Consider the following 22,783-nt stretch of genomic DNA (forward strand, 5'->3'; position numbering starts at 1 on the left):
TTCCGCCAGCAGATGATGCTGGCTTCAGGGCCTCCACGAAACCCGGATCGGTTCACGGCTCTGGCTCTCGGATGCTCGGCCAACCTCTGAAGTCATAGCTGGGGCGAAAGCCGAAATTCTCTTTGAACCGAGAGCATATGAGGCCGTATTCCGGCGTGTCGTCAACGATCACGATCGCTTCTTCCACGGTGTTCCTCCAGGATCTCTGCTGCGAGGCGACGGTCTGGCCGCTCAGGAGCATCAACGGGTCTTCACCATGGAGCGCAACAGATCCGGGTCGCTGGCCTGGATCCGCTCCGCCGGCCACGTCATCGGGTCCACACTGGTGGGTACGGCCATCGCTTACTTCTCCTTCGGTCTTGATGTCGCGATCACGAAGGATCACGCGATGGCCGTCCTCATGTCCGGCGGCACGCCTGTGGGCTGGGGAAACTCTTACACCACGTCTGTGGACGCAACCTCTCCTCCCTGCTGCACCGCCTCGACTGGACCCCGTAGATGCCGGTCCATCGCGCCGCCGAGCGCGACGAGGAGGGGGAAGCGAGCAGTGAATCACCGAGCAGTGGCCGGCGGTGAAAGGGCGACGCTGGACCCGGGGGCCTAGTTATGCCGGCAAGACGAGGCCGGGCAGCCCCTGAGACCGCCCAAGGCCACCACCTGGGCGCCGTGTGCGGCAGGACCCCCATCGTCGCGGTGACCGGCAAGGGCTACGGGCGTGTGTGCCTGGCTGGGCTGGTGTGCGCCAAGCCCGGGCAGCGGAGTCGGTTGATGTACCGGATGCTGCTGCGGCGCGGCCGTCCCGGGGAGGCCGAGGGCTTCGGCCCGTGGCGGTTCGCGGCACTGCTGGACGCCGCCTGCCAGCAGCTCGGCGGCCCGATCGCGGGTGTGTGGGACAACGACCGCCGCCACCTGTCCCGGGTGATGCGCGCGATGATCGAGGCCCGCCCGTGGCCGGCGGTCTTCCCGCTGCCGTCTCACGCGCCGGAGCTGAAAGGCGGTCGAGGGCGTGTGGCCGGCGCTCAAGCGGGCCCTGGCCGATCTCGCCCCGCGCGACATCGACGAACTCGCCGCGATGGTCGCCACCACGCTCAAGCGGATGCAGTACCGGCCCGGGCTGCTGGACGGCTTCATCGCTCAGACCGGCTTCATCCTCGAACCACCGTAACGTCAGCCCTTCAGCCTCAGCCGCTGCCGGGCATCGGAAGCGGATGGCGCCGTCCGCGTTCGCGCTCTGTTTGAGACGCGGCAAGCACGGCTCTCGCGCGACGGCCGACGCGGACGTCGGCGCCCTGGCCGAGGTCGTCGCCTCCTGCACGGTCAAGGACTACTGAGCGAACCTGGCAGCCTCGCCGGCCCGCCAGGTCCGCGTCTCCCCGCGTCAGTAGCGGGCAGGTCCGCCGTTGGCCCGGACGGCGTCCGCCGCGGCCCCGGCGAAGGCTCGGATGCGGGCGGTGACGCCGGCCGTGCGCCACACCACGGCCACGTGCGTGGGCGGGGCATCCTCGATCGGAACGAAGGTGATGTCGGGACGGGCGTAGTACCGTTCGACGGAGGCGGCGACCGGGGAGATGCCCTGCCCGGTCGCGACCAGGGCGAGCAGTTCCTGGAAGGTGGCCACGGACTGTCCCTTGGGGATGGTCCGGCCGCTCGGGGTTCGGCTGGGGACGTGGAAGTCCCACCAGTACTGTGGCGCGGGTCCGGTCACGCCGAAGACCGTGTCGCGAGCCAGGTCCTCCAGCGAGACGGTGCGGCGGCGGGCGAACGGGTGCCCTGCGGCGACGGCCAGCACCCGGGGCTCCGACAGCACCACGGGGCCCACGGTGAGATCGGGTTCCTCGACCGGCAGGCGCGTCAGCAGCACGTCCACGTCCCCGTCGCGGAGGGGGCCGAGCGGGTCGGCGAAGTGCGTCTCGCGCATCTGGATTTCGCATCCCGGATGCCGGGAACGGAACCCGTCCATGATCGCCGTTGTCAGCTCGCCGGCTCCGGCGCCGAGGAAGCCGACGCGCAGCACACCCTCGACGCCTCTGGCCGCGGCGATCGCCCGCTCCACCACGGCGTCGAGCTGCCGGACGACCGGCTCAAGCTCGGCGTGCAACTGCGCGCCCAGCGGGGTGAGCTCCACCCGGCGGCTGGTGCGCTCGAACAGCGGGGCGCCGATCCGGCGCTCCAGCTTCCTGACCGTCTGACTGACCCGGGCCTGCGACAGGCGCAGCCGTTCGGCGGTACGGCCGAAGTGCAGCTCCTCGGCCAGCACCAGGAAACTTTCGATCTCGTGTCGCTCCAGCATCGATAACTCTCGCTTATGGTCCGTGGCCCGCTTCGTCATTGTTCCGAATCTGCCCGCGGACCAGGGTTGGGGGTGTCAGGAAACGACGGGAATGGAGTGTGAGACTGCGATGACGGCAGTGATCGAATCTCCGGTGACCAGGGCCACGCGGTGGGACGGGTGGATCTGCGGGCGGCAGTTGTGGACGCTGCTGGTGGCCATGGCGGGCACGTTCATGTCGATCATGGACTCGTTCATCGTGAACGTGGCGGTGCCCTCCATCCGCACCGAGCTGAACGCCTCGTTCGCCCAGGTCGAGCTGGCCGTGAGCGGTTACGTGCTGGTGTACGGGCTGCTGCTGGTCACCGGCGGTCGGCTCGGCGACCTGTTCGGCGCGCGGCGACTGTTCCTGATCGGGACGGTGGTCTTCACGCTGGCCTCGCTGGCCGCCGGGCTCGCCGGCGATCCGGTGACGTTGATCGCCTTCCGGGCGGCGCAGGCCGTGGGAGCGGCGCTGTTCTATCCGCAGGTGCTGGCGGTGCTGCAGATCGTGTTCGTCGGCCGCGCGCGGGCCACGGCGTTCGCCGTCTTCGGCGCCACGATCGGGCTGGCCTCCATCGTCGGGCAGGCAATCGGCGGGCTGCTGACCCACCTCGACCTGTTCGGGTTCGGCTGGCGCAACGTGTTCCTGGTGAACGTGCCGCTCGGACTGCTCACCCTGATCGGCGCCGCCCGCACCCTGCCGGCCGGGCGCACCGCCGAAGACGCCGACGGGCACGGCTCCGGCCTGGACCTGATCGGCGTCGGCCTGCTCAGCTCCGCGCTGCTGCTGCTGTCCGTCCCGCTCACGCTGGGCCAGCAAGCCGGCTGGCCGGCCTGGACGTGGCTCTCGCTGACCGCCGCCGTGCCCGCCGCCGTCGCGTTCCTGGTCTGGGAGCGCCGCCTGGCCGCGCGCGGCGGCAGCCCGCTGATCGACCCGGCACTGTTCAGGCTGCGGACGTTCGCAGCCGGCAACGCGATCGCGGTGGCGTTCTTCGCCGGCAACGCGGGCCTGTTCTTCGTGCTCACCCTGCAGTTGCAGAACGGCATGGGCTATTCCCCGCTGGCCGCCGGGCTCACCTTCGTCCCGCTCGCGGTGACCTTCTCGCTGGCCTCGCTGCTGGCACCGCGGCTGCAGGGCCGGTACGGCCACCACGTGCTCACCCTGGGATACGCGATCAACGCGGCGGGCACGCTGGCGCTGCTGATCACCGCCTGGGTCGCCGGGCCGGGGATGACCGGCTGGATCCTGGTGCCCGCGCTGGCCGTGATCGGCTTCGGTGAGGGCCTGGGTGTCAGCCCGCTGGTCGGAACCGTCCTGGCCGGCGTGCCCGCCAGGAACGCCGGCTCGGCGGGTGGTGTGCTGGAGACCGCGGGACAGGTGGGCATGTCGCTCGGCGTCACCGTGCTCGGCCTGCTGTTCTTCGCCGCACTCGGCGGGGCGCACGGCACCACCGCCGCGCCGGACGCTTACACCGGCGCCTTCACCGTCACGCTGGCCGGCAACCTGGCCCTCGCCCTGGCGGCGATGGCGCTGCTGCCGCCGCTCGTCCGTAAGAACTGATGCCCGCTCGCGGCCTGGGAAAGGAACTCGCATGAAAGCCATCCGCGCCCACAGCCCGCAGGCCGGGGTCGACGGGCTCGTCCTGGAGGATGTCCCGTACCCGCACGCCGCCGAGAACGACGTCATCGTCAAGGTGCACGCGGCCGGGTTCACCCCGGGCGAGCTGGGCTGGCCGGGCACTTGGGCCGACCGGGCCGGCCGCGACCGCGCACCGGTCATCCCCGGCCACGAGGTCTCGGGCGAGGTGGCCGGGCTCGGCCTGGGCACCACGGGCCTGACCTTCGGCCAGCGCGTCTTCGGCCTCACCGACTGGACCCGCGACGGCGCACTCGCCGAGTACGTCGCCGTCGAGGCCCGCAACCTGGCGCCGCTGCCCGCCTCCGTCGACCACGTCCGGGCGGCCGCGCTGCCCGTGGCCGGTCTCACCGCCTGGCAGGCACTGTTCGTCCATGGCCGGTTGGAGATCGGGCAGACGGTCCTGATCCACGGCGCGGCCGGTGGCGTCGGCTCGCTCGCCGTCCAGCTTGCCCGCGAGGCCGGGGCGCGCGTCATCGGCACGGGCCGCGCCGGTGACCGGGATCTGGCACTGCGGCTGGGGGCCGACGCCTTCGTCGACCTGGCAGGCGAGCCCTTCGGAGGGGAGGTGGACCTGGTGCTCGACGCGATCGGCGGCGACGTGCTCGACCGGTCGGCGGCGCTGGTCAGGGCCGGCGGCACGCTGGTGACGATCTCGGCGCCGCCGAAGGTGCTGCCCGAGAACGGCAGAGCCGTCTTCTTCGTCGTCGAGCCCGACCGCGGCCAGCTCGCCGAGCTGGCGCAGCGGGTCAGGGACGGCCGGCTGGAGCCGGTGATCGGTCAGGTCCGCCCCCTGGCCGAGACCCGCGAGGCGTTCAGAACCAAGACCCGCAGCCCCGGCAAGACGGTCATCCGGGTGCCCTGAGCATCTCCGTGGTCAGTCATGGATGGGCTGCGCGCGGGATCTCAGCGGTCTCGGTGAAGACAACGCCGTGCAGGTTTCCTGGGAAACGATCACCTCAATCCCGGGAAGCGATCTTCCAGGCTGCGACCCACCCAGCCCACATCCACCCGTGAAGACCCCACCAGGTCAGAAGGCCGGTTCCAGATCATGGAGCCTGGCCTTCTCGCCTATGTCGCTGGTCAGCTCCATCAGTCCAGCTCGGGTAGCCTCAGCCACCTGTCAGGCCGGTCGGTGATCGATCGGGCATCGGCCGGTCGCAGGCTCGCGCCGGTGAAGCAGTAGGCCACGGCTTGGTGGTGGTAGAGGTAGCCGGCGAGGATCTCCTCGGCGGGCTCGTCGGCGGAGACGCTGCCACCGCCGGGGTGGGTGTCCCATTCCTCGATGACGCCGTCGCGGGCGACGGCTCCCTGGTTGCCGCTCTTGGGGTTGGCGTACATCCCGTGGCAGACGGTGCCGACCGACAGGCGCTCGATGACGTCGGAGTTGGACGCGGTGTACGCCCACGGCTGGAAGACGACGCATCCGCCGGGCACGTCCGTGACGCCGACGACGGCCAGGCTGCCGTCCTCATCCGCCCAGGCGTCCTCCATGAGCTCCTCGACCTCGTCGTCATCGGCCGGTACGGCCTTCAGCCGCCGTGCCGCCTCGGCCGCGGTTATGCCGGCCACGCAGGCGAGGCTGAAGCCGTCGTGCTCCAGGCGTCCCAACGTGGTGATCAGGTGCCTGGCCTCGGTCATGGCGGCGGCCTCGGTGGTGGACAGGCCGGTTTCGCCGTCGGGGAGAGGGAACAGGCGAGGGGCGGGGGAGGCCAGGCTGAGCCGTCCGGGGGGGCCAGCCGTTCATCATCGGCCGCCACGGGTCGGCTCCGGCGGCGACCAGCGCGCGGGCGTTGTCGGGACGGTTGTTGAAGACGGCCTCCCAGAGCTCGGTACGGCCTTCGTACTCCGCGTCGACGTCGTCGACGCGCCGGGCCAGTTCCGCGACCACCTCGGGTGAGCCGTGCCCGGCCGCCGCGTGCAACGGCCGTACATGGAGGTACACGCCTGTGTTGGGGTCGGCGCCCGCGTCGAGCAGGGCGCGGATCAGGCCGAGGTTCGCCCAGTCGTTCCAGCCGGCGCCGAGCCACCCGGATCCGTCGTCGACGACCATGGCACTCCTTGGGGACACATGGGATACGGGAATGCCGATCATGGCGGACGGGACCGACAGATCGGGGCCGCAGCCGGTCAACGAGAGAAGGGTGCTCCCGGTCGGTCATGTCCGTGGCGGCCGGCGAGGGCTGGGCGGAGTCAGCGGAAAATCAGCGGACCCGCTGGCACAGGAGGGCGGCCGAGGGCGGCAGACGTCACCGTCGCGGCAGCTGACGGCACCGGCGGGGGAGGGCCCGTCCCCGACGGCGGCTGCGAGTCCACCGCCGGCCCTCGCCACGGAGTTCCCGCGCCATCCCGAAGAGGTTCCGAAAGGCCGTCGAGGTGCTTGCCGGTGTCTCCGGCTACGGGATCGCCGCCCGGGTCAGACGGCCGGCGAGCGCCAGCAGGTGCCCGTTCAGCTCCGGCGGCCCGTGCACCTGGAACTCGCAGCCCAGCGTCAGCAGCCGGAAGGCGAGCCAGTCCAGGGTGTCGGAGTGCATGCGCACCCGGCACGCCCCCTCGCCGATCCGGGTGACCTCGCCCAGGCTCGTGATCGCCTCGGTCACGGGCGCATGGAGGGTGACGATCGCCTCATAGGTGGACGCGAGCGAGTAGAGCTTCTCGGCCACGTACGCGGCGGCGTCTTCGGAGGGAAGATCGCGCGGCGCGATCCTGGCGCCGGTGGCGTGCAACCCGGTGATGCGGTCGATACGGAAGATCCGCCAGTCGTCGCGGTCACGGTCGTGCCCGAGCAGATACCACTTCCGCTCGGTCGCAACGAGACGGTGCGGATCGACCAGGCGGGTGCCGGCGGATCCGTCATGGGCCCGGTAGGTGAACCGCACCCGTTCCCGGTTGGCCGCGGCTGTGGCCAAGGTCGTGAGCTGCGCCGGATCGACCTCGGGCACCGGGGCGCCGGGGAGCGGGACGGTGGCGCCGCCCAAAGACCTGACCCGGTGGCGCAGCCGGACCGGCAGCACCTGCTCCAGCTTGGCCAGGGCGCGCACCGACGCTTCCTCGATCCCCCGCACCGGATGCCGGGTCGCGGTCGACAGGCCGATGGTGATGGCCACGGCCTCCTCGTCGTCCAGCAGCAGCGGTGGCATCGCGGTGCCCGCGACCAGCCGGTAGCCGCCGGCGGCTCCCATGGTGGCTTCAACCGGGTAGCCGAGGGTGCGCAGGCGCTCGATGTCGCGTCGGACGGTACGGCGGCTGACTCCCAGGCGCCCGGCCAACTCGCTGCCGGGCCACTCGCGCGGGGTCTGCAGCAGAGACAGCAGACGGAGGAGACGGGAGTCGCTCATGGATCCAAGAATGCCCTCTCATCTGGGACAGGTCCTGACCTACTTCGGAAATAGTGTCCTCCCCACGACTTCGCACTCCCGGAGGAACCTTGACTGCCGTGTTCATGCCCGAGGGCTACACCACCGTGACGCCGTGGATCATCTCCCGCGACACCGCCGGTTTGATCGACTACCTCGGGAACGCGTTCGACGCCGTGGAACTGGCGCGTGTGACCGACGGCGAGGGCCGCATCGGCCACGCGGAGGTGCGGATCGGGGACGCGGTGGTGATGATGTTCGACGCGAAGCCCGACTGGCCGCGGACGCCGGCCTTCCTGCGCCTGTACGTCCCCGACGCCGATGCCGTCCACCGTCAGGCCGTCGAGGCGGGTGGTACGTCGGTCACCGAGGTCACGCACCTGTTCTTCGGTGACCGTGTCGGTCGGGTCAGGGATCCGTTCGGCAATCTGTGGTGGATCCAGACTCACATCGAGGACGTCTCCCCCGAGGAACTGGAGCGCCGCCTGAGTGACCCGGTGTTCACCGAGGCGATGGAGTACGTCCAGGGGGCCGACTTCTTCTGAGACCGGAGCCGGTGCGAGGGCCGGAGGCGTGTCGGCATCCGCTGACCGGAGCGGGCGTCACCGATGGTGATCTCGCCTGGGACGACGTGGCATGGTGGGTGCCGAACCTTCCGCACGGGACCGCCTGCGCAACGGCCCGGATGAGGACCTCCCGCATGACGACGGGCAGGTGCGCCAACGGCTTGGGGAACTGCGGTGCCGTCGGGTGGACGACATGCCTCGGCCTCTGCCACGAGACGGCCTGCGGGTCCTCACAGCGGTACGGTGCCGCCCGGCGGCGCACGCGCTGCCCCCGCAGGCGTCCGTGAGGCGGCGGCCACGGATCGCCGTACGGCGTGAGGATCAGCGGTGCAGGCGGGCGTCGGCCAGGATCCGTCGGACGGTCTCCTCCAGCGGGCTGCCGGGACCGATGATCTCCTCGCGTCCGCCGTCGAGCAGGTCCCGCGGCCGGTACCAGCGGCGCATCTCCTCTTCGCCGTAGGCGCCGACGGCGGGCTTGGTGGCGTGCCGGCGCAGGGTCTCGGCGAACGGCACGTCGAAGTAGTAGTAGCGGCTCATGCCGCGATGGTCGGCGCCCAGAGCCGTCAGCATCGGGCCGTAGCGGTCGGCGTACAGGATGCCTTCGACGACGACGTGGTAACCGGCGTCCAGCGCGTAGCGGGCCACCGCGTCGATCAGCCCGATGTTGGCCGCCCCGGGGACGTCGGGCTCCTTGAGGATGTCGCGGCGGATGACGTCCTGGCCCACCACCGCCAGGCCGCGCCCGTGGTGCGCGCGCAGGCGCGCGGCGACGGTGGACTTGCCCGAGGCGGAGTTGCCGCGCAGCACGATCAGGCGTGTGGTGTCCGAGCCGGTCACCGCCGTAGCGTACGGGCCGACCGGCCGGTCGGGAAGAGCGCAGGAGCCGCTCGGTCGTCGCCGGGCCCGCGTGTGCCGGTTCCGGCTGAAGACCGGCCCCGTGGTTCCGCGTGGAACAGCCGGGTCACGATCGAGTCGGAATCGGCAGTGTTCGCCGCGCCGGCCGGTCAGCGAGCCGGATGGCCGTCGTCCAGGCACGCCGTCGTGCCGTCGGCCGCCGCCCGCAGTGCCGCGGCGACGCGCCGGGCCAGCGCGGCCGGTACCAGCGAGGGCACCTGGTCCGGGTCGGCGAACATCCAGCGGGCCAGCTCGTCGGCGGGGAGCCGGAGCGCGGCGATCTCACCGGCGGTCAGGACGCCGCCGTCGTACAGGAAGATCATCCCGTCCGGCCAGCCGGGCCGCGGCGGGATCCAGTCCGCCGCCAGCAGACGTCCGACCGGCCGGTCCAGGCCGAGTTCCTCGGCCAGTTCCCGGCGGCACGCCGCGGTGGGGGACTCGCCGGGTTCGACGACGCCACCGGGCACGTCCCACTGCGGCTTGTAGACCGGGTCGACCAACAGCACCGCGCCCGCCGCATCGCGCAGCAGCGCGCCGGCGGCCATCCACTTGCGTCCCAGCGACGCGGCGTACGGATCGAGCGGCGCCGTGGGGGAGTCCTGTGTCGTCATGCCTGCGACCGTAGCGGGCCGCCGCAGGACGGCCCAGCCGGAGGCGGGCACCTGCGGGCCGCGGCACACCGTGTCAGTCGGCGCGGCCGAGGCGGACACCGTCGTCGTACGCCTCGCGGGCGTCGAGCAGCTCGTCCCAGTGCTCCTGCGCCCAGGCGCAGGCGACCGCCATCGGCCCGAGCATGCTGCGGCCGAGCGGGGTCAGCTCGTACTCGACGTGCGGGGTGGCGCCGGCGTGGACGGTGCGCTCGATCAGGCCGTCCCGCTCCAGGGAGCGCAGCGACTGTGTGAGGACCTTGGGGGTGACGCGGCTCAGCGGCACCCGCAGCTCGGAGAACCGGCGCGGCCCGTGCTCGAGGCAGCGGATGACGAGCGCCGCCCACTTGTCGCCGAACCGGATCGGATTGAGCGAGGACGGGCACAGCTCGTCGAACATGTCAGCGGGCAGAGGTTCCCTCATGACCTCACGGTAGCCGGTATCCCCGTGGTAACCGCAGCCCTCGGTAGCGTCCGCGAAGCGGCCGGGCGGACGGGACCCGGCCTCGGCGGAAGGCGGTTCACCATGGACGTCGTGGTCTTCGGCGCGGGCGGCAGAGCCGGTGGGCAGGCCGTCGCCGAGGCGCGCCGGCGCGGGCACCGGGTCACCGCCGTGGTGCGCGACCCCGCGGGCCACAGCGATCTGGCCGGCATGCGCATGGTGGCGGGTGACGTCACGGATGAGACGAGCGTCGCGCATGCGGCCGCGGGCCATGACGCGGCCGTCAGCGCCGCGGCGGACCTGTCCGTGCCGCCTCACGAGTTCTTCACCGCGTCGGCCCGCGCCCTGGCCACCGGTCTGGCGCAGGCGGGCGTGCGCCGGCTGGTGGTGGTCGGCCTGGCATCGATCATGCCCGGTGCGTCGGGCGTCCCCCTGATGGACGAGCCCGGTTACCCCGGCGAGTACCGCGCCTTCCACCTCGGCCATGCGGCGGGGCTCGCCGTGCTCCGGGGCTGCGACCTCGACTGGGCATATGTCGCACCGGCAGGCGACTTCGACCGTGCCGGCACGCGCACCGGCCGGTACCGGGTCGCCGACCACGCGGACCCGGCCAGCAGGATCACGTACGCGGACTTCGCGGTGGCGCTGCTCGACGAGATCGAGACCCCTCGCCACCACCGCGCCGCCGTCAGCATCCGGGAGGCGTGATGCCCGGAGTCCACGACAGTCCGAACCCCTGGGTCGCCGAGCACATCCGTCGTTTCCAGGAGACCGGTGGCCGTCCGCGGCCAGGCGTGAACGATCTGCTGCTGACGACGCGGGGCCGGAGAACCGGCGAACCGCGCCGCACCGCGCTGGTCTACGGGCTCGACGGCGACCGCTACGTCCTGGTGGCCTCCGACCGCGGCGCGGACCGCCATCCGGCCTGGTATCTGAACCTGCTCGCCGACCCGTGCGTCACCGTGCAGGTCGGTACGGAGGCCTTCACCGCACGAGCGCGTCCGGCCGGGGCCGCGGAGCGTCCGCCTCTATGGCGCCTGATGGTGTCGGCCAGGCCGGAGTACGCGGCCTACCAGGCGCGGACCACCCGTGAGATCCCCGTGGTTCTCCTGGAACGCCTGCGATGACCGGGCGCAGGGCCTTCAGGAGACCCGGCGGCGGTCGCCCGCCGTTCCGGGACGGGGGAGCCGAGTCAGCGGAAAGCCGGCGGGCGCGGTGGATCGCCTGGTGGACATGGCGAAGCCCTCGGCCGGGACGGTGTCGGACGCCGATGACCCGAACGGTGGCTCAACGGCTGTCTGCTTCAGGCGCCCGGACACGGCTCAGCTGCGCTCTGGCCTCTGCGAGCGCCTCCGCCTGCCGAATCCAGTCGCCGCCGTCGAGGCTGAGCCCGACCATGTCGGCACCGGCCTCCGAGTAGGCGTGGAGGCGTTCCGCCACCTGCGCAGGGTTACCGGTGACCGGTACGGCTTTCGCTTCCTCCGGTGCCATGCCGTGCACGTCCACCAGCATGCGGGTGAAGGACTCGACGGCAGCCGCGTCGTCGACGAGGATCGCATGCCCTCCCACGGCGATCGACGGGACCGGTCGTCCGAGCTCATGGGCGATCTCGCGTAGTCGTAGCACCTTCTTGGCCAGAGCCGCGGGGCTGATCAAGGAGGGCACCCAGCCGTCACCATGACGGACGGCACGGCGCATCGCTGCCTCGGAGTTCCCGCCGATGAAGATGGGCGGGACCGGAGCGGCGGGGCCGAGGGTGACCTCCTCCTCACCCTGCTTGGTCGCCTCACCACGAATGAGGGCGGGCAACGCTTGCAGCGCTTCGTCGGCCCGGCGCCCCCGCCCCTGAAGCGGCGCTCCGACCGCACGCCAGAACGGCGAGCCGGGGAAGCCCCCGATCCCGACGCCCAGGGTGACCCGGTTGCCTGACAGGTGCTGAAGCGTCTGTATCTGCGCAGCGATCCAAGCGGTCGGGCGCAGCGGGAGGCTGAGCACGCCGAACTCCAGTCCGATCTCGTCGGTCACCGCTGCGGCGGCCGCCAGAACAAGCATGGCGTCAAAGCCCGGCGTCCCGTCTCCGACGATGAGATCGGCCATGCTGACCGAGTCGTAGCCAAGGTCTTCAAGGCGCCGTGCCATCGCGATGTCAGGCACGCCGGCCCGTGTCACGGGCAAGGTGGTGCTGATCCGCAACATGATCCTCCTGGGCGTCCGGATCGGAATCGCAGACCACGCTAGGAGCTCAAGCAAAGTTGAGGTCAATTGCCTGGTTGTCACATCACGGACCTGGAAGAACGCCGGAATCCTCGAATCGGCCGCAGCCATAGTCGAGGTTCCACGGTCTTCGTCGGCAGGCACCTCTCGAAAGGATCACCGTGATGACGTCTGTTCCCGAGCGCTACCGATACGCCGCTGCTCCGCACCTCATGGTGGACGGCGCCGCAGAGGCCATGCGGTTCCACGCTGAGGCGTCCGGCGGCCAGGAACCGTTCCGCATCGCCGGCCCGGGAGGCCGGATCGCGCATGCCGTGGCGCGATGGACCGCCCCCGCAGCCGGCCAGCGCAGAGACCAAGGACAGGGCTCCGGTGAAATGGCTTGGCACCGAAGGGGCCAGGGGTTCGGATCCCCTCATCTCCGCCCAGGCCGGAAGGCCGCTCCCGGGGGATCGGGAGCGGCCTTCCGCGTCGGTGAGGTGGAGTCCGGCCGGGCCGCGGGGCCGGGGCGCGGCACGCGAAGTACGGATGATCAGCGGCGTCCGTACGTCAACCACCGCAGGGCGGCCTCGGCCGGTCCCCTCCGTCCGCCGGGGGCCAGCAGCGCGGCGAGCACCACGGTGGCCGACCAGGTCACCACGGCGATGCCGGACGCCGCGGCGTCGCCGACACGCGTGGCGAGCCCTCCTGCGTACGGTGCGAACACCGCCACGAAGACCACCGACTGGAGGAGATAGCAGGTCAGCGACCACTGGCCGCATGCGGCGAGAGCCCTGACGGCCGGACCGGGACGTCCGTGCCGCATCCGGCCGACGGTGAGCCCGATGATCGCCGCGTACGCGAGCCCGCCGGCGATGCCCGTCACGCTGTGCAGGGCGTACGCGGTCACGGCAGGCATGTCCGACGGTGTCCAGATCCGGGTGTCGATCAGCATCAACGGCATCCCTCCGGCGATGGACAGCCCTGTGCCCACGACCGCGACGCGCGACAGCAGGCTCCGGTGCGGCACCGGGTCCTCCAGTACGCGGCGGCGGGCCGCCCAGATCCCGAACAGGAAGGCCGGCACCACGCTGACGGCGAAGTAGGTGGGCGTCATCCCGGACCATCCGATCAGCCGCATCACCGTCGCCTCGATCGGGTCCGCCATGGCGGCGGGCGTGTCACCCTTCGGTGCGGAGACGGTGAGCAGTCCGAATGCGGACAACACCACGACGTGCAGCACGAGCCCGACGGCGGCGGCCCGCAGCACGGCCGCGTCCTCGCGCCGTATGAACCCGGCGAGTACGAGCCCGACCAGCCCGTACGTCCCGAGGATGTCACCGAAGAACAGCAGCGACGCGTGGCAGAACCCGAACGCCAGCAGCCAGAGGCTCCGGCGGCGTAGCACCGTGCGCACCTGAGGCCAGTTCCCGCCCGCGGCGAGCTGCCGGTTGGTGAGCTGCACCAGACCGTAGCCGAACAGGGCGGCGAACATCGGCAGCGCGCGCCCGTCCACCAGGAGGATCTGCGCGCCGGCGACCAGACGGTCGAGGGCTCCCCCGTCGAGGGCGTAGCCGCGGAAGCCCACCTCGTGGCCTGACAGGTACATGTGCGCGTGCGCCAACGCGATGAGCAGCAGCATCAGTCCCCGCGCGAGATCGGGCGCGAGCGCGCGCTGGGTGGCGGGGGTGGCTCCGTGCCTGGGAGCCGGTGGGGCGATGGACATGGCTGTCCCCTCAGAATTAGATACATGAATGTAGCTAATCTTCAAGGTAAGCTACATATGCGTATCTAGGCAAGGGGTGGTGATGGGCGACCACGGCGTCAGACCGCGCCGGCGCGGCGAAGAACTGATCAAGGCCATTCACGACGCCGTGCTGGAGGAGGTGGTGGAGGTCGGCGTGGGACGGCTGACCATGGAGGGCATCGGCCGCCGTGCGGCCACGCCCCGCACCACGCTGTACCGCCGCTGGTCGGATCCGGTGGAGGTGCTCCTCGACGCGCTCTACCACCAGCACCCGGTCGAGGAGCCGAACCCCGGCGCCGACGACCTGCGAGGCGACCTCATCGACGCCCTGCGCCTCATGGTCGAGTGGGCTCTCAGCCCGGCGGGCCGCGCGGTCGCCGCCATCCTCACCGACCCGAAGAGCGCCGCACTGATGTCCGAGACGCTCTTCGAACGGGTCTTCGCCAATCGGGGCGGCACGTTCACCCGCACCGTGCTGCAGCACTACGCCGACCGGGATCGTTTCCCCGCCGAGCTGCTCACCCCCGTCGTGGCCGACATCGGTGAAGCCCTCGTCACCAAGCGCCTGATCGACACCGGGACGCCGCCCACCGACGAGGACCTCGCGGCGATCGTCGATCAGGCGATCCTGCCCGCGATCGGGTTCGGCCCGCGAGCCTGAACTCAGGGGACGGTGCTCTCCCGCAGCCGGGCCGGGCAGCGGGCAAGCCGTCGAGCAGCCGGGAGACGGTGTCGTGCCACCGCGTCCCGTTTTCGGGCATCACGGCTCCCGTCGTTGGGTCCGGTTGAACGCCGCTTCGCTGATCGCGCATTGATTCAGGTCGTTGCCATGCGGGATCGTTTACTCCCGGAAATGTAAGGGGACACCGCGCGCCGGCGACGTGGATCGACGGCGGCGATGGACGACCGGAACGGGATCGGCCGGCGGGTCCGCTCATGCGGGACCGTGCGGGCGGGGCACCGTGGACCGGCGGTCCGCGAAGAACGGAGAGACGCATGTCATTCCAGGCGTACTTGGACAACATCGAGGACAAGACCGGTCTGACCCCGCGTGAGTTCATCGCGCTGGCGAAGGACCGCGGGTTCGACGATCCCTCCACGAAAGCGGGCGTGATCATCGACTGGCTGAAGCAGGACTACGGCCTCGGGCGCGGACACGCGATGGCGCTGGTGCATGTGATCAAGAAGGGGCCGAAGATCGACGCCAAGCACGTCGGAAGCTCCGGCTCCCACCGCGACGAGTCCGACACGCTCTGGCTGGACGGAAAGGAGAACCGGCCCTGACGCGGCCGCCGGTCGCCGTGACCGGAGACGGTGACGGCGACCGCGCGGATGCGCGACCCGCGTGCTGAGCCGGGACCGCGGCGGAGCCGTACGGCCTGCACGGCCTGCGACCTCGGGTGCAGGTGAGACCCGTGCGGCCCGGCGCGCGTGCTGATCCGGATTTGACCCTGACGCTGCGTCAGGCACCACGATGCACGCATGGCCGACTATTACGAGGCATTCGAGATCAGCCCCGTCCCTCCGCCCGGGCCGGATGCGACGCCGCCTGAGATCTACCGGGGCATCTACGGCATGCCGATGTTCGTCACCGTGCCGACACCGGACCTGGCCGCGTCCGTGGAGTTCTGGACCCGCGGGCTCGGTTTCATCGACCTGTTCACGGTCCCGGGTCAGGTCACGCACCTTCGGCGGTGGGCGTTCCAGGACGCTCTGCTCGTCCCGACCGACGGCCTGCCGGCCCCCTCGACGGTGAGCATCGGCTTCAGTTGCGTGCTGAGCCAGGTCGACGAGATCGCGCAGGCGTGCACCGCGCTCGTTCCCGGGTGCACCGCAGGACCGCGGCAGATGCCGTGGAACACCGTGGAACTGGAGGTCATCACGCCGGAGAACGCTCGCGTGGTCATGACCGCCGCCCGCCCCCTCGACCTCGACAGCGCCGAGGCGCGCTACCTGGAGGCGAACAACTTCACTCTCCCCAAGGGATGAAACGTGCAGATCGGGCCGTATGTCAGACTTGACGGCGTGACCGGCACCGCGATGGACGATGCCGCGGGGCCGGGCGGGCTGACCGTCGGAGCCGCGGCGGCGCACGTGAACGTCACCATCCGCACCCTCCATCACTGGGACGCGATCGGGCTCGTCCGCCCGTCCGGGCGGACCTCCGGCGGTTACCGGCTCTACTCCGCGGCCGACATCGCACGCATCCACCGGGTGCTCATCTACCGCGAGCTCGGTCTGTCCCTCGACGACATCGGCGAGCTGCTCGATGCTCCGGCGGTCGACATGACCGGGCCGCTGAGACAGCAGCGCGCCCAGCTCCTCGACCGCATCTCCCGGCTGCAGGCGATGGTCGACGCGGTCGACCGCATGATCGAGGCCGCGAGCTCCGGCATCCTGCTGTCCGCGGAGGAACAGGTCGCGATCTTCGGGCAGCGCTGGGAGCCCTCACGGATCGCGGGCGCACGCGACCGGTGGGGCGACACGGCTCAGTGGGCGCAGTACGCCGAGCGCGCCGCGGGCAGGACTCCCGAGGACTGGCGGCGGATCGCCGACGGCATCGCAAGGCTCGAGGACGACCTGGCGGCGGCCAAGCGCGCCGGCGTCAGGCCGGGCAGCGCCGAAGCCGACGCTCTGGCGGAACGGCACCGGGCCTCCATCGGCGCGTACTTCGACTGCACCCTTTCGATGCATGTCTGCCTGGGAAGGAAGCAGGCCGCCGATCCCGGCTTCACGGCCTACTACGACGCGATCGAGCCGGGCCTGACCGTCTGGCTCAGGGACATCATCGACGCCAACGCCCGAGCCCGGGGCATCGACCCGGACGCGGCGACCTGGACCTGACGCACCCGCGCATTTTCGGATAGCTACACTATCCAAGATTGGATAGTGTGACTATCCGAAGGAGGTCGATTCCTGTGACCGTGATCGTTCTCGCCGTGGCGACCCTGTGCTTCCGCCTGCTGGGCGCGCTGCCCGGCCTGGCCCGCTTCGCCGCCTGGCGGGTCAGCGCCGCGCACGGCCTGGCCGTCATGCTCGTGATGACGGCCAGTGCCCATTTCGTCCCGTCAAGCGTGACGTTCATGCCGAACCTCGCCGACATGGTGGCCATGGTCCCGCCGTTCGTCCCGTTCCCCGCCCTCGTGGTCTACCTGACCGGCGTCCTGGAACTGGCCGGGGCGGTGGGCCTCGTGATCCCGGCCGCCCGGCGGGCGGCCGGGATCTGCCTGGCGTTGCTGTTCGCGCTCATGCTCCCGGCCAACGTCCACGCCGCGCTGGCCGGGGTGACCCTCGCGGGAGAGGCGGCGTCGCCGCTGTGGCAGCGCATCCCCGAGCAGGTCCTCTACATCGCCGTGGCACTCTGGGCGGCGGGCGCCGGGAAGCGGCGGGAGCACCGAGGGGTAAACGCCTGTCGGTCCGTAATATCGCTTCTGTAGGGTTCGATCTCATGCGTACCCCTCGTATCGCCCTGCTCGTCGGGGCCGCGGCCGGCCTGCTGCTCACCGGCACCGCCCACGCAGGCACCGCCGCCGCGCCGGTTCCCACCGGCGCCAAGGCGCTGACCCACAACCCGCTGTACCGCACCGGCAAGCTGACGGTGCCCTGCGGCCGCCACCCGGACGACTTCGCCAGCGTCGGCGCAGCCAAGAAGCACCTGAACGCGATGCTGGGCTGCATGAACGCCTCGTAGTCCGCGCAGGTGAAGAAGGCCCGCCTGCCGTTCGAGAAGCCGTCGGTCCGGTTCATCACCGGGCCCACCCGCGCGTGCGGGTCGGACTGGGCCGACTACGTCGTCGGCCTGTACTGCATCGACAAGCGGGAGATGACCGTCATGATCGACGACTACTCCATCCAGAAGCCGGACGACCCGGACATCCTCCACACACTCGCGCACGAGTACGCCCACCACGTGCAGAACGTCACCGGCATCATGGGCTCCTTCCGGCGGCTGAAGGTCCGAACCGAGGCGCAGGCCCTGGAGCAGCTGCGCCGCCTGGAACTGCAGGCCGAGTGCCTGTCGGGAGCGTTCCTGGCGAGCGTCTGGGCCTCGCAGGAGTACACCACCGAGCAGTGGGAGGAGCTCCTGGACGGCGCCCGGCACAACGGTGACGAGGAGATCGGCGGGGGGCGCACCCACGGCACGAGCAAGAACCAGATGGCCTGGCTGAAGCGCGGCTTCGACAGCGCCTCCCCGTCCGCCTGCAACACCTGGACCGCGCCGGCGTCCCGCGTCGCCTGACCCCCGCGGCGGTGCCCGGGCCGGTGCCCCCCCCGTTCCCGGACCGCGCCGGGAACGGCACGGCCCGGGGTCACGTCAGGCGGGGCAGCAGGAGCCGGGCCACGTCGAAGGCCCTGCTGACCGGTGACCAGTCCGCGCCGGGCGTCCACGCCTCGGCCGTCCACACGTCCGACATGACCGCCTTGACGAAACCCCACGCCACCACGCGGTCCACCGGCATCGCCAGCTCGTCGGCCAGTCGCTCGACCCGCGCGGGCACCAGCGCGGTCAGCGCCTCGTCGCGGTCGTCCGGATCCGGGTCGTACAGCAGCGTGCCGGCATCGTAGCCGGGATCCCCGACCAGGCCGTGCGGGTCGATCGCCAGCCAGGGCTCGCGCGTCGCCCGCAGGACGTTGTCGTGGTGCAGGTCGCCGTGGAGGACGACGCGCCGGGTGGCCGACGCGCACAGCTCACGCATCAGCCCGCCCGCGCGCACGACCAGCTCCAGCGGGAGCGGCCCGTTCCCGCCGTGCGCGGCCGCGTAGTCGTCGAACGCCGTGGCCTGCGAAAGCGCGTCGGGGAGCGGGCAGCCGGGCGGCGGCGGGACGTGCAGGCGCCGCATGACGGCGGCCAGCACCGAGGTCGCCTCGGCGTCCCTGGCGGGGACCAGGTCGCGCAGGCGCCCGCCGGGGTCGGCGCGCTCCAGCAGCAGCGCGCCGCGGACGGGGTCGGCCCGGAGCAGCCGGACCGCGCCGCGGCCGCCGAACGCCGCGAGCGCGGCGGCCTCCTCGGCGAGCGGCGTCCCGCCCGGCAGGCCCAGCTTGAGCACGGCCGGCGTGCCGTCCCCGCAGACGACCCGGGTGACGTAGTGGTGGGACAGCTCGTACGGTTCCCCCACCGTCAGGTCCCAGTCGCGTGCCACGGCCGTCAGGGCGGACGGCAGCGCGGCCAGCCAGCGGGCGCCGTCGTCGCCCCAGACCTGCACGGCGTTCTCGGCGAGCCTTCCGGTGATCATGATGAGGACGATAGCCGCCAGGCGACGCCCGGGGAACCGCCTGCGGCGGCCGGCGCGCGGCGGAGGATGTCGGGGGCGTGGGGCATGATCGCCCCGGCGGGGCCGCCCGGGCGCCGCGGAGGGAGCGACATGGCCGAGGTACTGCTGTTCCACCACGCGCACGGGCTGACGGCCGGCGTCCGCGAGTTCGCCGAAGGGCTCGGGCGGGCCGGTCACACGGTCCACGTGCCCGATCTGTACGACGGGCGCGTCTTCGACGACCTGGAGGAGGGCGTCGCCTACGCCCAGGAGACGGGGTTCGACGCGATCGTCGAGCGCGGCCGGGCCGCCGCCGAGGACCTGCCCGCCGAGCTGGTCTACGCCGGCTTCTCGCTCGGCGTGCTGCCGGCCCAGACGCTGGCCCGGACGCGGGCCGGGGCGAAGGGCGCGCTGCTGTGCCACGCCTGCCTCCCGGTCACCGGGCCGGGGGGCGGCTGGCCGCCGGAGGTCCCGGTCCAGGTGCACGGGATGGACGCCGACGGGTTCTTCGCCGGGGAGGGCGACCTCGACGCGGCCCGGGACCTCGTCGGGACGGTCCCGGACGCCGAGCTGTTCCTCTACCCCGGTGACCGGCACCTGTTCGCCGACCGCGGCCTGCCCTCCTACGACGAGCGGGCCGCCGCGCTGCTCACGGAGCGGGTGCTCGGCTTCCTCGACCGCCTCGGGTAGCCGCGCGGCGCGCCGCCGCGGGGACGGGCACGGCCCCGCGGTACGGCGCGCGGGCACGGCCCCGCCGTACGGCGCCGGCCGGGCCGGATCACAGGCGCTCCTGGCGGGGCAGGACGACCTCGCGGACGATGAGCAGCGCGGCGGCGGCCAGCGGGATGCCGAGCAGGGCGCCGACCACACCGAGCAGCGCGCCGCCGAGCAGGGCGCTGACGATCGTGGCCAGCGGCGGGACGTCGACGGAGCTCTTCATCACCCTCGGCGCGATCAGGTAGTTCTCGATCTGCTGGTAGACGGTGAAGAAGACGACGCAGACGATGCCCACCGTGGGGGAGACGAAGAAGCCGACGAGCGAGGCGACCCCCGCCCCGATGAAGGCGCCGACCAGTGGGATGAGGTCGGTCAGCGCCACGATCAGGGACAGCGCCAGGGCGTAGGGCACCCGCATGATGCTGAGGAAGACGAAGGTCGTCACCCCGGCGATCAGCGAGACGATCAGGTTCCCGGCGACGTAGCCCCCGATGCGATGGATGATCTCGTCGCCGAGCAGGCGGGCCCGGGTACGGCGGGAGCGCGGCACCAGGCGGTAGCCCATCTCCTTGATCGAGGTGAGGGAGCCGAGGAAGTAGAGCGTGAGGACCAGCACGGTCACGGAGTTGAACACCGCGCCGAGCAGGACCGTGCCGAAGCCGAGCACGCCGCCGAACATCTGGCTGCCGAAGTCGCCGCTGACGACGTACTGCTGGAGCCTTTCCAGCAGCTGGAAGCGCCGGTCCAGGTCGCGGATGAGCGGGTGGTTCTGCAGCTCCTGCACGTACCCCGGGAGGTTCTCCACGAACTCGGCGGACTGCGCGGTCAGCGGGGGCACCACCGCCAGGCCGAAGACGGCGAACAGCGCGATGACGCCGAGGAAGACCACGGTGATCGCCAGGGTGCGCGACAGGTTGCGGCGCTGGAGCGCCTCGACGGCCGGGTTCAGCCCGGCGGCGAGGAAGAGCGAGACCACGATCAGCAGCAGCACCGAGCCCGCGCTCGCGACGGCCTGCACCAGCCACCAGGCGGTGAGCACGCCCAGGGCCGCGGTGAAGCCGAACACGAACGGGTGGTCCCGCATCGGGCGGCCGGGCCGCCCGAAGGGGGCGTCGGGGGTCGGCACGGCGGCGGGCGGCGGGGACGCGCCGGCGGTGCCGGTGGTGTCACCGGGGGCACGCGGCGGCCCCGGTACGGCGGACGGCGGCCCGGGAGCCGGAGGGGCTTCCGCCGGGAGCGGCCCGGGGGAGTCCCCGGACGGGGGTTCCGGCGAGGCGTCCGGCCGCGTGCGCTGAGGATCGTCCGCCGGGGTTCCCGACCGTGGAGCGCCGTGGCGGGAGGTGGGTTCGGGCACGCCCCGCCCCTGCCCTCTATGAGGGCAGATAGTCGGAAAGAGGTGGGTGGCGGTCAGCTCATGCTGACGTACTGCCGGGGGCGGAGGGCGTGACCGCGCAGGGCCGTCAGCGCGGCGGCGCGGCCCGCGGAGGTGAGCGTGTCCCCCGCGCGCAGGCCGAAGGCGTCCAGCAGCCGGGTGAGCTCGGCCAGGGAGGCGTCGATCCCGGGATGCTCGTCCTCCGCGCAGCCGATCACGGCGGCCACGCTCGCGCGGTCGGCGGGCAGGCCGTCGGCCAGCAGCATGAGCGCCACCTCCCGCACGGACACCCCGAGGTCGGGCTCGTGGGGGACCGGGACGAGCAGGGCGGCCGCCGCGCTCTCCCAGAGCAGGGCGGCGTCGTCGAGCAGGCGCCGTCCTGCTGCCGTGGTCACCAGGGCGTGGCCGGCGCGGTCCAGCGCGCCCATCCGCCGCGCGGCCTCCCCCGCGGCCGCCAGCAGGTCCTCGTCTCGGGCTCCCCGTACGCTCCCGCCGTTCCAGGGCTCCCGCACGCGCTCGCCGCCGCGGTCCCCCCTCGCGGCGCCGGACGCGGCGGATCCGGACCGGGGCCCCTCCCCGTACGCCGGAGCGCCGCCCTGCTGGGGCAGCGGGATCCCGCCCGGCTCCCCGCCCCGGCGCAGCAGCCGCCGGAGCACCTGCAGGTGCTCCCCTGCCGGGACCGGGATGGGGGCGTGCAGGCGGACCTCGAAGGGCTGGGCCAGCTCGCGCCAGGCCGGGCCCCTGCCCAGCACCCAGCGGTTGAGCCGCTCGCCCTGCACCCGGTGGAGCCAGTTGTCCCCGCCCAGCTCCGCCCGGGGCGTGGTCAGCCAGCGGCGGGTCAGCGCCTCCCGCTCGCCCGCGGCGCGGGGGGAGAGCTCACCGGAGACGATGGCCAGCTCCAGCGCCGCCGAGCAGGCACCGTGGGCGCCCAGCTCCTCCGGGCCCATGATCGAGCTCCACCGCAGCTCCGGCACGTCCGGTGGGAGCACCCCGCGCTCGTGCAGCGCCGCCTGGTAGGCCGCGATCCCGGCGTCCTCGCCGGAGCGGGCGTAGGTGCGCAGGATCCGCGCGGTGACGGGGGAGGCGCACAGCGCCGCGTAGCGCTCCAGGCCGCCCAGCCGGAGCAGCCTGCCCAGCGCGCGGGCCGTCGCCAGGCGGTCGCCGGAGACCTTGGTCGGCAGCGTGTACCAGAGGAACTCGCACACGCCGAGCTCGGTGATCGTCTCCAGCGGCTCGCCGCCGCTCAGCCACTCGATCGCACTTCGGGCGTCCTCGGCGCAGTCGGGGTCCGACCGCTCCAGTTCGAGGAGGAGCGCCGCCACGTCCGGTGCAGGCATGCCTCGAAGTCTGCCGTATGACGGCCTGCCCTGACGATGAACGTGACGTAGTGGATCGCGCACGTCGCCTACCCTACGAAACCGGCTCTAAGCAACTCGTATGTGGACGGTCAGATCCACCTCTGGAAGAGCATCCTGGCATGCCACTCGGAGTAGGGGATGTTCTCCGCGGTGAGCACCGGATACAGATACCAGAAGTTGATGAGGGCGAGGAGGACGAACGCCCCGACGACCCCCGCGCCGATCATGCGGCGCCGCGGCGGGGCGGTGGCGGGGCCGATGACGAGTCCGGCGGCCAGGGTGATGGCCAGCA

26 protein-coding genes and 2 pseudogenes are annotated in these 22,783 nt (G+C 72.0%); 15 read left to right on the forward strand and 13 right to left on the reverse strand.

Annotated features, from left to right (window positions below):
• The first annotated feature begins 1,006 nt into the window (after positions 1–1,006).
• Together ABD823_RS31640 and ABD823_RS31645 are read left to right on the forward strand one after the other, a co-directional pair.
• Entirely contained in the window at positions 1,007–1,165 is a 159-nt protein-coding gene (locus ABD823_RS31640; RefSeq protein ID WP_344866094.1) for a hypothetical protein, read from the forward strand.
• 43 nt (positions 1,166–1,208) lie between these two features.
• Positions 1,209–1,331: a hypothetical protein gene (locus ABD823_RS31645; RefSeq protein ID WP_344866096.1), complete on the forward strand. Its 123-nt coding sequence runs from the start codon at positions 1,209–1,211 to the stop codon at positions 1,329–1,331.
• A gap of 47 nt (positions 1,332–1,378) precedes the next feature.
• Here ABD823_RS31645 and ABD823_RS31650 read toward each other — a convergent pair whose 3' ends face one another.
• Positions 1,379–2,290 carry a LysR family transcriptional regulator gene (locus ABD823_RS31650; RefSeq protein WP_344866098.1) on the reverse strand — a complete coding sequence of 304 codons (912 nt, stop codon included), beginning with the start codon at positions 2,288–2,290 and terminating at the stop codon, positions 1,379–1,381.
• Positions 2,291–2,408: 118 nt separating this feature from the next.
• On the opposite strand from ABD823_RS31650, the gene ABD823_RS31655 reads away from it, so the two are divergent.
• Together ABD823_RS31655 and ABD823_RS31660 are read left to right on the forward strand one after the other, a co-directional pair.
• Positions 2,409–3,872, forward strand: coding sequence for an MFS transporter (locus ABD823_RS31655; protein ID WP_344866100.1), 1,464 nt, complete (start codon positions 2,409–2,411; stop codon positions 3,870–3,872).
• Positions 3,873–3,903: 31 nt separating this feature from the next.
• On the forward strand, positions 3,904–4,812 hold the full coding sequence (locus ABD823_RS31660; protein WP_344866102.1) for an NADP-dependent oxidoreductase: 909 nt from the start codon (positions 3,904–3,906) through the stop codon (positions 4,810–4,812).
• A gap of 227 nt (positions 4,813–5,039) precedes the next feature.
• On the opposite strand, the gene ABD823_RS31665 is transcribed toward ABD823_RS31660, so the two are convergent.
• The 3 genes and pseudogenes from ABD823_RS31665 to ABD823_RS31675 all read right to left on the reverse strand — a co-directional run bounded on the left by ABD823_RS31665 (position 5,040) and on the right by ABD823_RS31675 (position 7,285).
• Positions 5,040–5,588, reverse strand: coding sequence for a DUF6461 domain-containing protein (locus ABD823_RS31665; protein WP_344866104.1), 549 nt, complete (start codon positions 5,586–5,588; stop codon positions 5,040–5,042).
• A gap of 175 nt (positions 5,589–5,763) precedes the next feature.
• Positions 5,764–6,042: pseudogene (locus tag ABD823_RS31670) on the reverse strand (hypothetical protein); the annotation flags it as partial.
• Positions 6,043–6,343: 301 nt separating this feature from the next.
• Complete coding sequence (locus tag ABD823_RS31675; RefSeq protein ID WP_344866105.1) at positions 6,344–7,285, reverse strand: helix-turn-helix transcriptional regulator; 942 nt, start codon at positions 7,283–7,285, stop codon at positions 6,344–6,346.
• A 98-nt stretch (positions 7,286–7,383) separates the two neighbouring features.
• Here ABD823_RS31675 and ABD823_RS31680 point away from each other — a divergent pair, with 98 nt between their 5' ends.
• On the forward strand, positions 7,384–7,848 hold the full coding sequence (locus ABD823_RS31680) for a VOC family protein (RefSeq protein ID WP_344866143.1): 465 nt from the start codon (positions 7,384–7,386) through the stop codon (positions 7,846–7,848).
• A 342-nt stretch (positions 7,849–8,190) separates the two neighbouring features.
• Here the strand turns inward: ABD823_RS31680 and ABD823_RS31685 are convergent, their stop codons facing one another.
• The 3 genes from ABD823_RS31685 to ABD823_RS31695 form a co-directional block, all read right to left on the reverse strand.
• Positions 8,191–8,706 carry an AAA family ATPase gene (locus tag ABD823_RS31685; protein ID WP_344866107.1) on the reverse strand — a complete coding sequence of 172 codons (516 nt, stop codon included), beginning with the start codon at positions 8,704–8,706 and terminating at the stop codon, positions 8,191–8,193.
• 167 nt (positions 8,707–8,873) lie between these two features.
• Positions 8,874–9,374, reverse strand: coding sequence for an NUDIX domain-containing protein (locus ABD823_RS31690; protein ID WP_344866109.1), 501 nt, complete (start codon positions 9,372–9,374; stop codon positions 8,874–8,876).
• A 73-nt stretch (positions 9,375–9,447) separates the two neighbouring features.
• Positions 9,448–9,834, reverse strand: a complete 387-nt coding sequence (locus ABD823_RS31695; RefSeq protein WP_344866111.1) for a winged helix-turn-helix transcriptional regulator — start codon at positions 9,832–9,834, stop codon at positions 9,448–9,450.
• A 102-nt stretch (positions 9,835–9,936) separates the two neighbouring features.
• Between ABD823_RS31695 and ABD823_RS31700 the strand changes: the two genes are divergently transcribed.
• Both ABD823_RS31700 and ABD823_RS31705 read left to right on the forward strand, forming a co-directional pair.
• Positions 9,937–10,560, forward strand: coding sequence for an NAD(P)-dependent oxidoreductase (locus tag ABD823_RS31700; RefSeq protein WP_344866113.1), 624 nt, complete (start codon positions 9,937–9,939; stop codon positions 10,558–10,560).
• Positions 10,560–10,979, forward strand: coding sequence for a nitroreductase family deazaflavin-dependent oxidoreductase (locus ABD823_RS31705; protein ID WP_344866115.1), 420 nt, complete (start codon positions 10,560–10,562; stop codon positions 10,977–10,979). The genes ABD823_RS31700 and ABD823_RS31705 overlap by 1 nt, the downstream gene beginning before the upstream one ends.
• 160 nt (positions 10,980–11,139) lie before the next feature.
• Here ABD823_RS31705 and ABD823_RS31710 read toward each other — a convergent pair whose 3' ends face one another.
• Both ABD823_RS31710 and ABD823_RS31715 read right to left on the reverse strand, forming a co-directional pair.
• Entirely contained in the window at positions 11,140–12,048 is a 909-nt protein-coding gene (locus ABD823_RS31710; protein ID WP_344866117.1) for an LLM class flavin-dependent oxidoreductase, read from the reverse strand.
• A gap of 550 nt (positions 12,049–12,598) precedes the next feature.
• Positions 12,599–13,771, reverse strand: a complete 1,173-nt coding sequence (locus tag ABD823_RS31715) for a DUF418 domain-containing protein (RefSeq protein WP_344866119.1) — start codon at positions 13,769–13,771, stop codon at positions 12,599–12,601.
• Positions 13,772–13,853: 82 nt separating this feature from the next.
• Here ABD823_RS31715 and ABD823_RS31720 point away from each other — a divergent pair, with 82 nt between their 5' ends.
• From ABD823_RS31720 to ABD823_RS31750, 7 genes are all read left to right on the forward strand, one after another.
• A complete protein-coding gene (locus ABD823_RS31720; RefSeq protein WP_344866121.1) occupies positions 13,854–14,453 on the forward strand; it encodes a TetR-like C-terminal domain-containing protein in 600 nt (199 codons plus the stop codon).
• Between the two features lie 335 nt (positions 14,454–14,788).
• The gene (locus ABD823_RS31725; RefSeq protein WP_344866123.1) at positions 14,789–15,076 is read left to right on the forward strand and encodes a DUF4287 domain-containing protein; all 288 of its coding nucleotides are present in this window, start codon (positions 14,789–14,791) and stop codon (positions 15,074–15,076) included.
• A 198-nt stretch (positions 15,077–15,274) separates the two neighbouring features.
• On the forward strand, positions 15,275–15,781 hold the full coding sequence (locus ABD823_RS31730) for a VOC family protein (protein WP_344866125.1): 507 nt from the start codon (positions 15,275–15,277) through the stop codon (positions 15,779–15,781).
• 36 nt (positions 15,782–15,817) lie between these two features.
• A complete protein-coding gene (locus tag ABD823_RS31735) occupies positions 15,818–16,636 on the forward strand; it encodes a MerR family transcriptional regulator (protein WP_344866127.1) in 819 nt (272 codons plus the stop codon).
• A gap of 74 nt (positions 16,637–16,710) precedes the next feature.
• Positions 16,711–17,229 carry a DoxX family protein gene (locus ABD823_RS31740; RefSeq protein WP_344866129.1) on the forward strand — a complete coding sequence of 173 codons (519 nt, stop codon included), beginning with the start codon at positions 16,711–16,713 and terminating at the stop codon, positions 17,227–17,229.
• Positions 17,230–17,240: 11 nt separating this feature from the next.
• Positions 17,241–17,483: a hypothetical protein gene (locus ABD823_RS31745; protein ID WP_344866131.1), complete on the forward strand. Its 243-nt coding sequence runs from the start codon at positions 17,241–17,243 to the stop codon at positions 17,481–17,483.
• A gap of 9 nt (positions 17,484–17,492) precedes the next feature.
• Positions 17,493–18,032, forward strand: a complete 540-nt coding sequence (locus ABD823_RS31750; RefSeq protein ID WP_344866133.1) for a neutral zinc metallopeptidase — start codon at positions 17,493–17,495, stop codon at positions 18,030–18,032.
• A 70-nt stretch (positions 18,033–18,102) separates the two neighbouring features.
• Here the strand turns inward: ABD823_RS31750 and ABD823_RS31755 are convergent, their stop codons facing one another.
• Positions 18,103–19,026: an aminoglycoside phosphotransferase family protein gene (locus ABD823_RS31755; protein WP_344866135.1), complete on the reverse strand. Its 924-nt coding sequence runs from the start codon at positions 19,024–19,026 to the stop codon at positions 18,103–18,105.
• 129 nt (positions 19,027–19,155) lie between these two features.
• Between ABD823_RS31755 and ABD823_RS31760 the strand changes: the two genes are divergently transcribed.
• Positions 19,156–19,734: a dienelactone hydrolase family protein gene (locus tag ABD823_RS31760; protein WP_344866137.1), complete on the forward strand. Its 579-nt coding sequence runs from the start codon at positions 19,156–19,158 to the stop codon at positions 19,732–19,734.
• An 88-nt stretch (positions 19,735–19,822) separates the two neighbouring features.
• On the opposite strand, the gene ABD823_RS31765 is transcribed toward ABD823_RS31760, so the two are convergent.
• The 3 genes and pseudogenes from ABD823_RS31765 to ABD823_RS31775 all read right to left on the reverse strand — a co-directional run.
• Complete coding sequence (locus tag ABD823_RS31765) at positions 19,823–20,887, reverse strand: AI-2E family transporter (protein ID WP_344866139.1); 1,065 nt, start codon at positions 20,885–20,887, stop codon at positions 19,823–19,825.
• A gap of 281 nt (positions 20,888–21,168) precedes the next feature.
• Positions 21,169–22,470, reverse strand: a complete 1,302-nt coding sequence (locus ABD823_RS31770) for a hypothetical protein (RefSeq protein WP_344866141.1) — start codon at positions 22,468–22,470, stop codon at positions 21,169–21,171.
• A 110-nt stretch (positions 22,471–22,580) separates the two neighbouring features.
• Positions 22,581–22,783, reverse strand: a pseudogene (locus ABD823_RS31775) (phospholipid carrier-dependent glycosyltransferase); the annotation flags it as partial.

Source organism: Planomonospora alba (genome assembly GCF_039534085.1).
GTDB classification, from domain to species: Bacteria; Actinomycetota; Actinomycetes; order Streptosporangiales; family Streptosporangiaceae; genus Planomonospora_B; species Planomonospora_B alba.

Excerpts from the sequence above, each read along its gene's own strand:
- ABD823_RS31645 (WP_344866096.1), top strand. The coding sequence starts at position 1,209 with ATGGCGCCGTCCGCGTTCGCGCTCTGTTTGAGACGCGGCAAGCACGGC.
- ABD823_RS31695 (WP_344866111.1), bottom strand. The coding sequence starts at position 9,834 with ATGAGGGAACCTCTGCCCGCTGACATGTTCGACGAGCTGTGCCCGTCC.
- ABD823_RS31730 (WP_344866125.1), top strand. The coding sequence starts at position 15,275 with ATGGCCGACTATTACGAGGCATTCGAGATCAGCCCCGTCCCTCCGCCC.
- ABD823_RS31715 (WP_344866119.1), bottom strand. The coding sequence starts at position 13,771 with ATGTCCATCGCCCCACCGGCTCCCAGGCACGGAGCCACCCCCGCCACC.
- ABD823_RS31725 (WP_344866123.1), top strand. The coding sequence starts at position 14,789 with ATGTCATTCCAGGCGTACTTGGACAACATCGAGGACAAGACCGGTCTG.
- ABD823_RS31650 (WP_344866098.1), bottom strand. The coding sequence starts at position 2,290 with ATGCTGGAGCGACACGAGATCGAAAGTTTCCTGGTGCTGGCCGAGGAG.
- ABD823_RS31745 (WP_344866131.1), top strand. The coding sequence starts at position 17,241 with ATGCGTACCCCTCGTATCGCCCTGCTCGTCGGGGCCGCGGCCGGCCTG.
- ABD823_RS31755 (WP_344866135.1), bottom strand. The coding sequence starts at position 19,026 with ATGATCACCGGAAGGCTCGCCGAGAACGCCGTGCAGGTCTGGGGCGAC.
- ABD823_RS31720 (WP_344866121.1), top strand. The coding sequence starts at position 13,854 with ATGGGCGACCACGGCGTCAGACCGCGCCGGCGCGGCGAAGAACTGATC.
- ABD823_RS31675 (WP_344866105.1), bottom strand. The coding sequence starts at position 7,285 with ATGAGCGACTCCCGTCTCCTCCGTCTGCTGTCTCTGCTGCAGACCCCG.
- ABD823_RS31705 (WP_344866115.1), top strand. The coding sequence starts at position 10,560 with ATGCCCGGAGTCCACGACAGTCCGAACCCCTGGGTCGCCGAGCACATC.
- ABD823_RS31710 (WP_344866117.1), bottom strand. The coding sequence starts at position 12,048 with ATGTTGCGGATCAGCACCACCTTGCCCGTGACACGGGCCGGCGTGCCT.
- ABD823_RS31690 (WP_344866109.1), bottom strand. The coding sequence starts at position 9,374 with ATGACGACACAGGACTCCCCCACGGCGCCGCTCGATCCGTACGCCGCG.
- ABD823_RS31700 (WP_344866113.1), top strand. The coding sequence starts at position 9,937 with ATGGACGTCGTGGTCTTCGGCGCGGGCGGCAGAGCCGGTGGGCAGGCC.
- ABD823_RS31660 (WP_344866102.1), top strand. The coding sequence starts at position 3,904 with ATGAAAGCCATCCGCGCCCACAGCCCGCAGGCCGGGGTCGACGGGCTC.
- ABD823_RS31665 (WP_344866104.1), bottom strand. The coding sequence starts at position 5,588 with ATGACCGAGGCCAGGCACCTGATCACCACGTTGGGACGCCTGGAGCAC.
- ABD823_RS31760 (WP_344866137.1), top strand. The coding sequence starts at position 19,156 with ATGGCCGAGGTACTGCTGTTCCACCACGCGCACGGGCTGACGGCCGGC.
- ABD823_RS31770 (WP_344866141.1), bottom strand. The coding sequence starts at position 22,470 with ATGCCTGCACCGGACGTGGCGGCGCTCCTCCTCGAACTGGAGCGGTCG.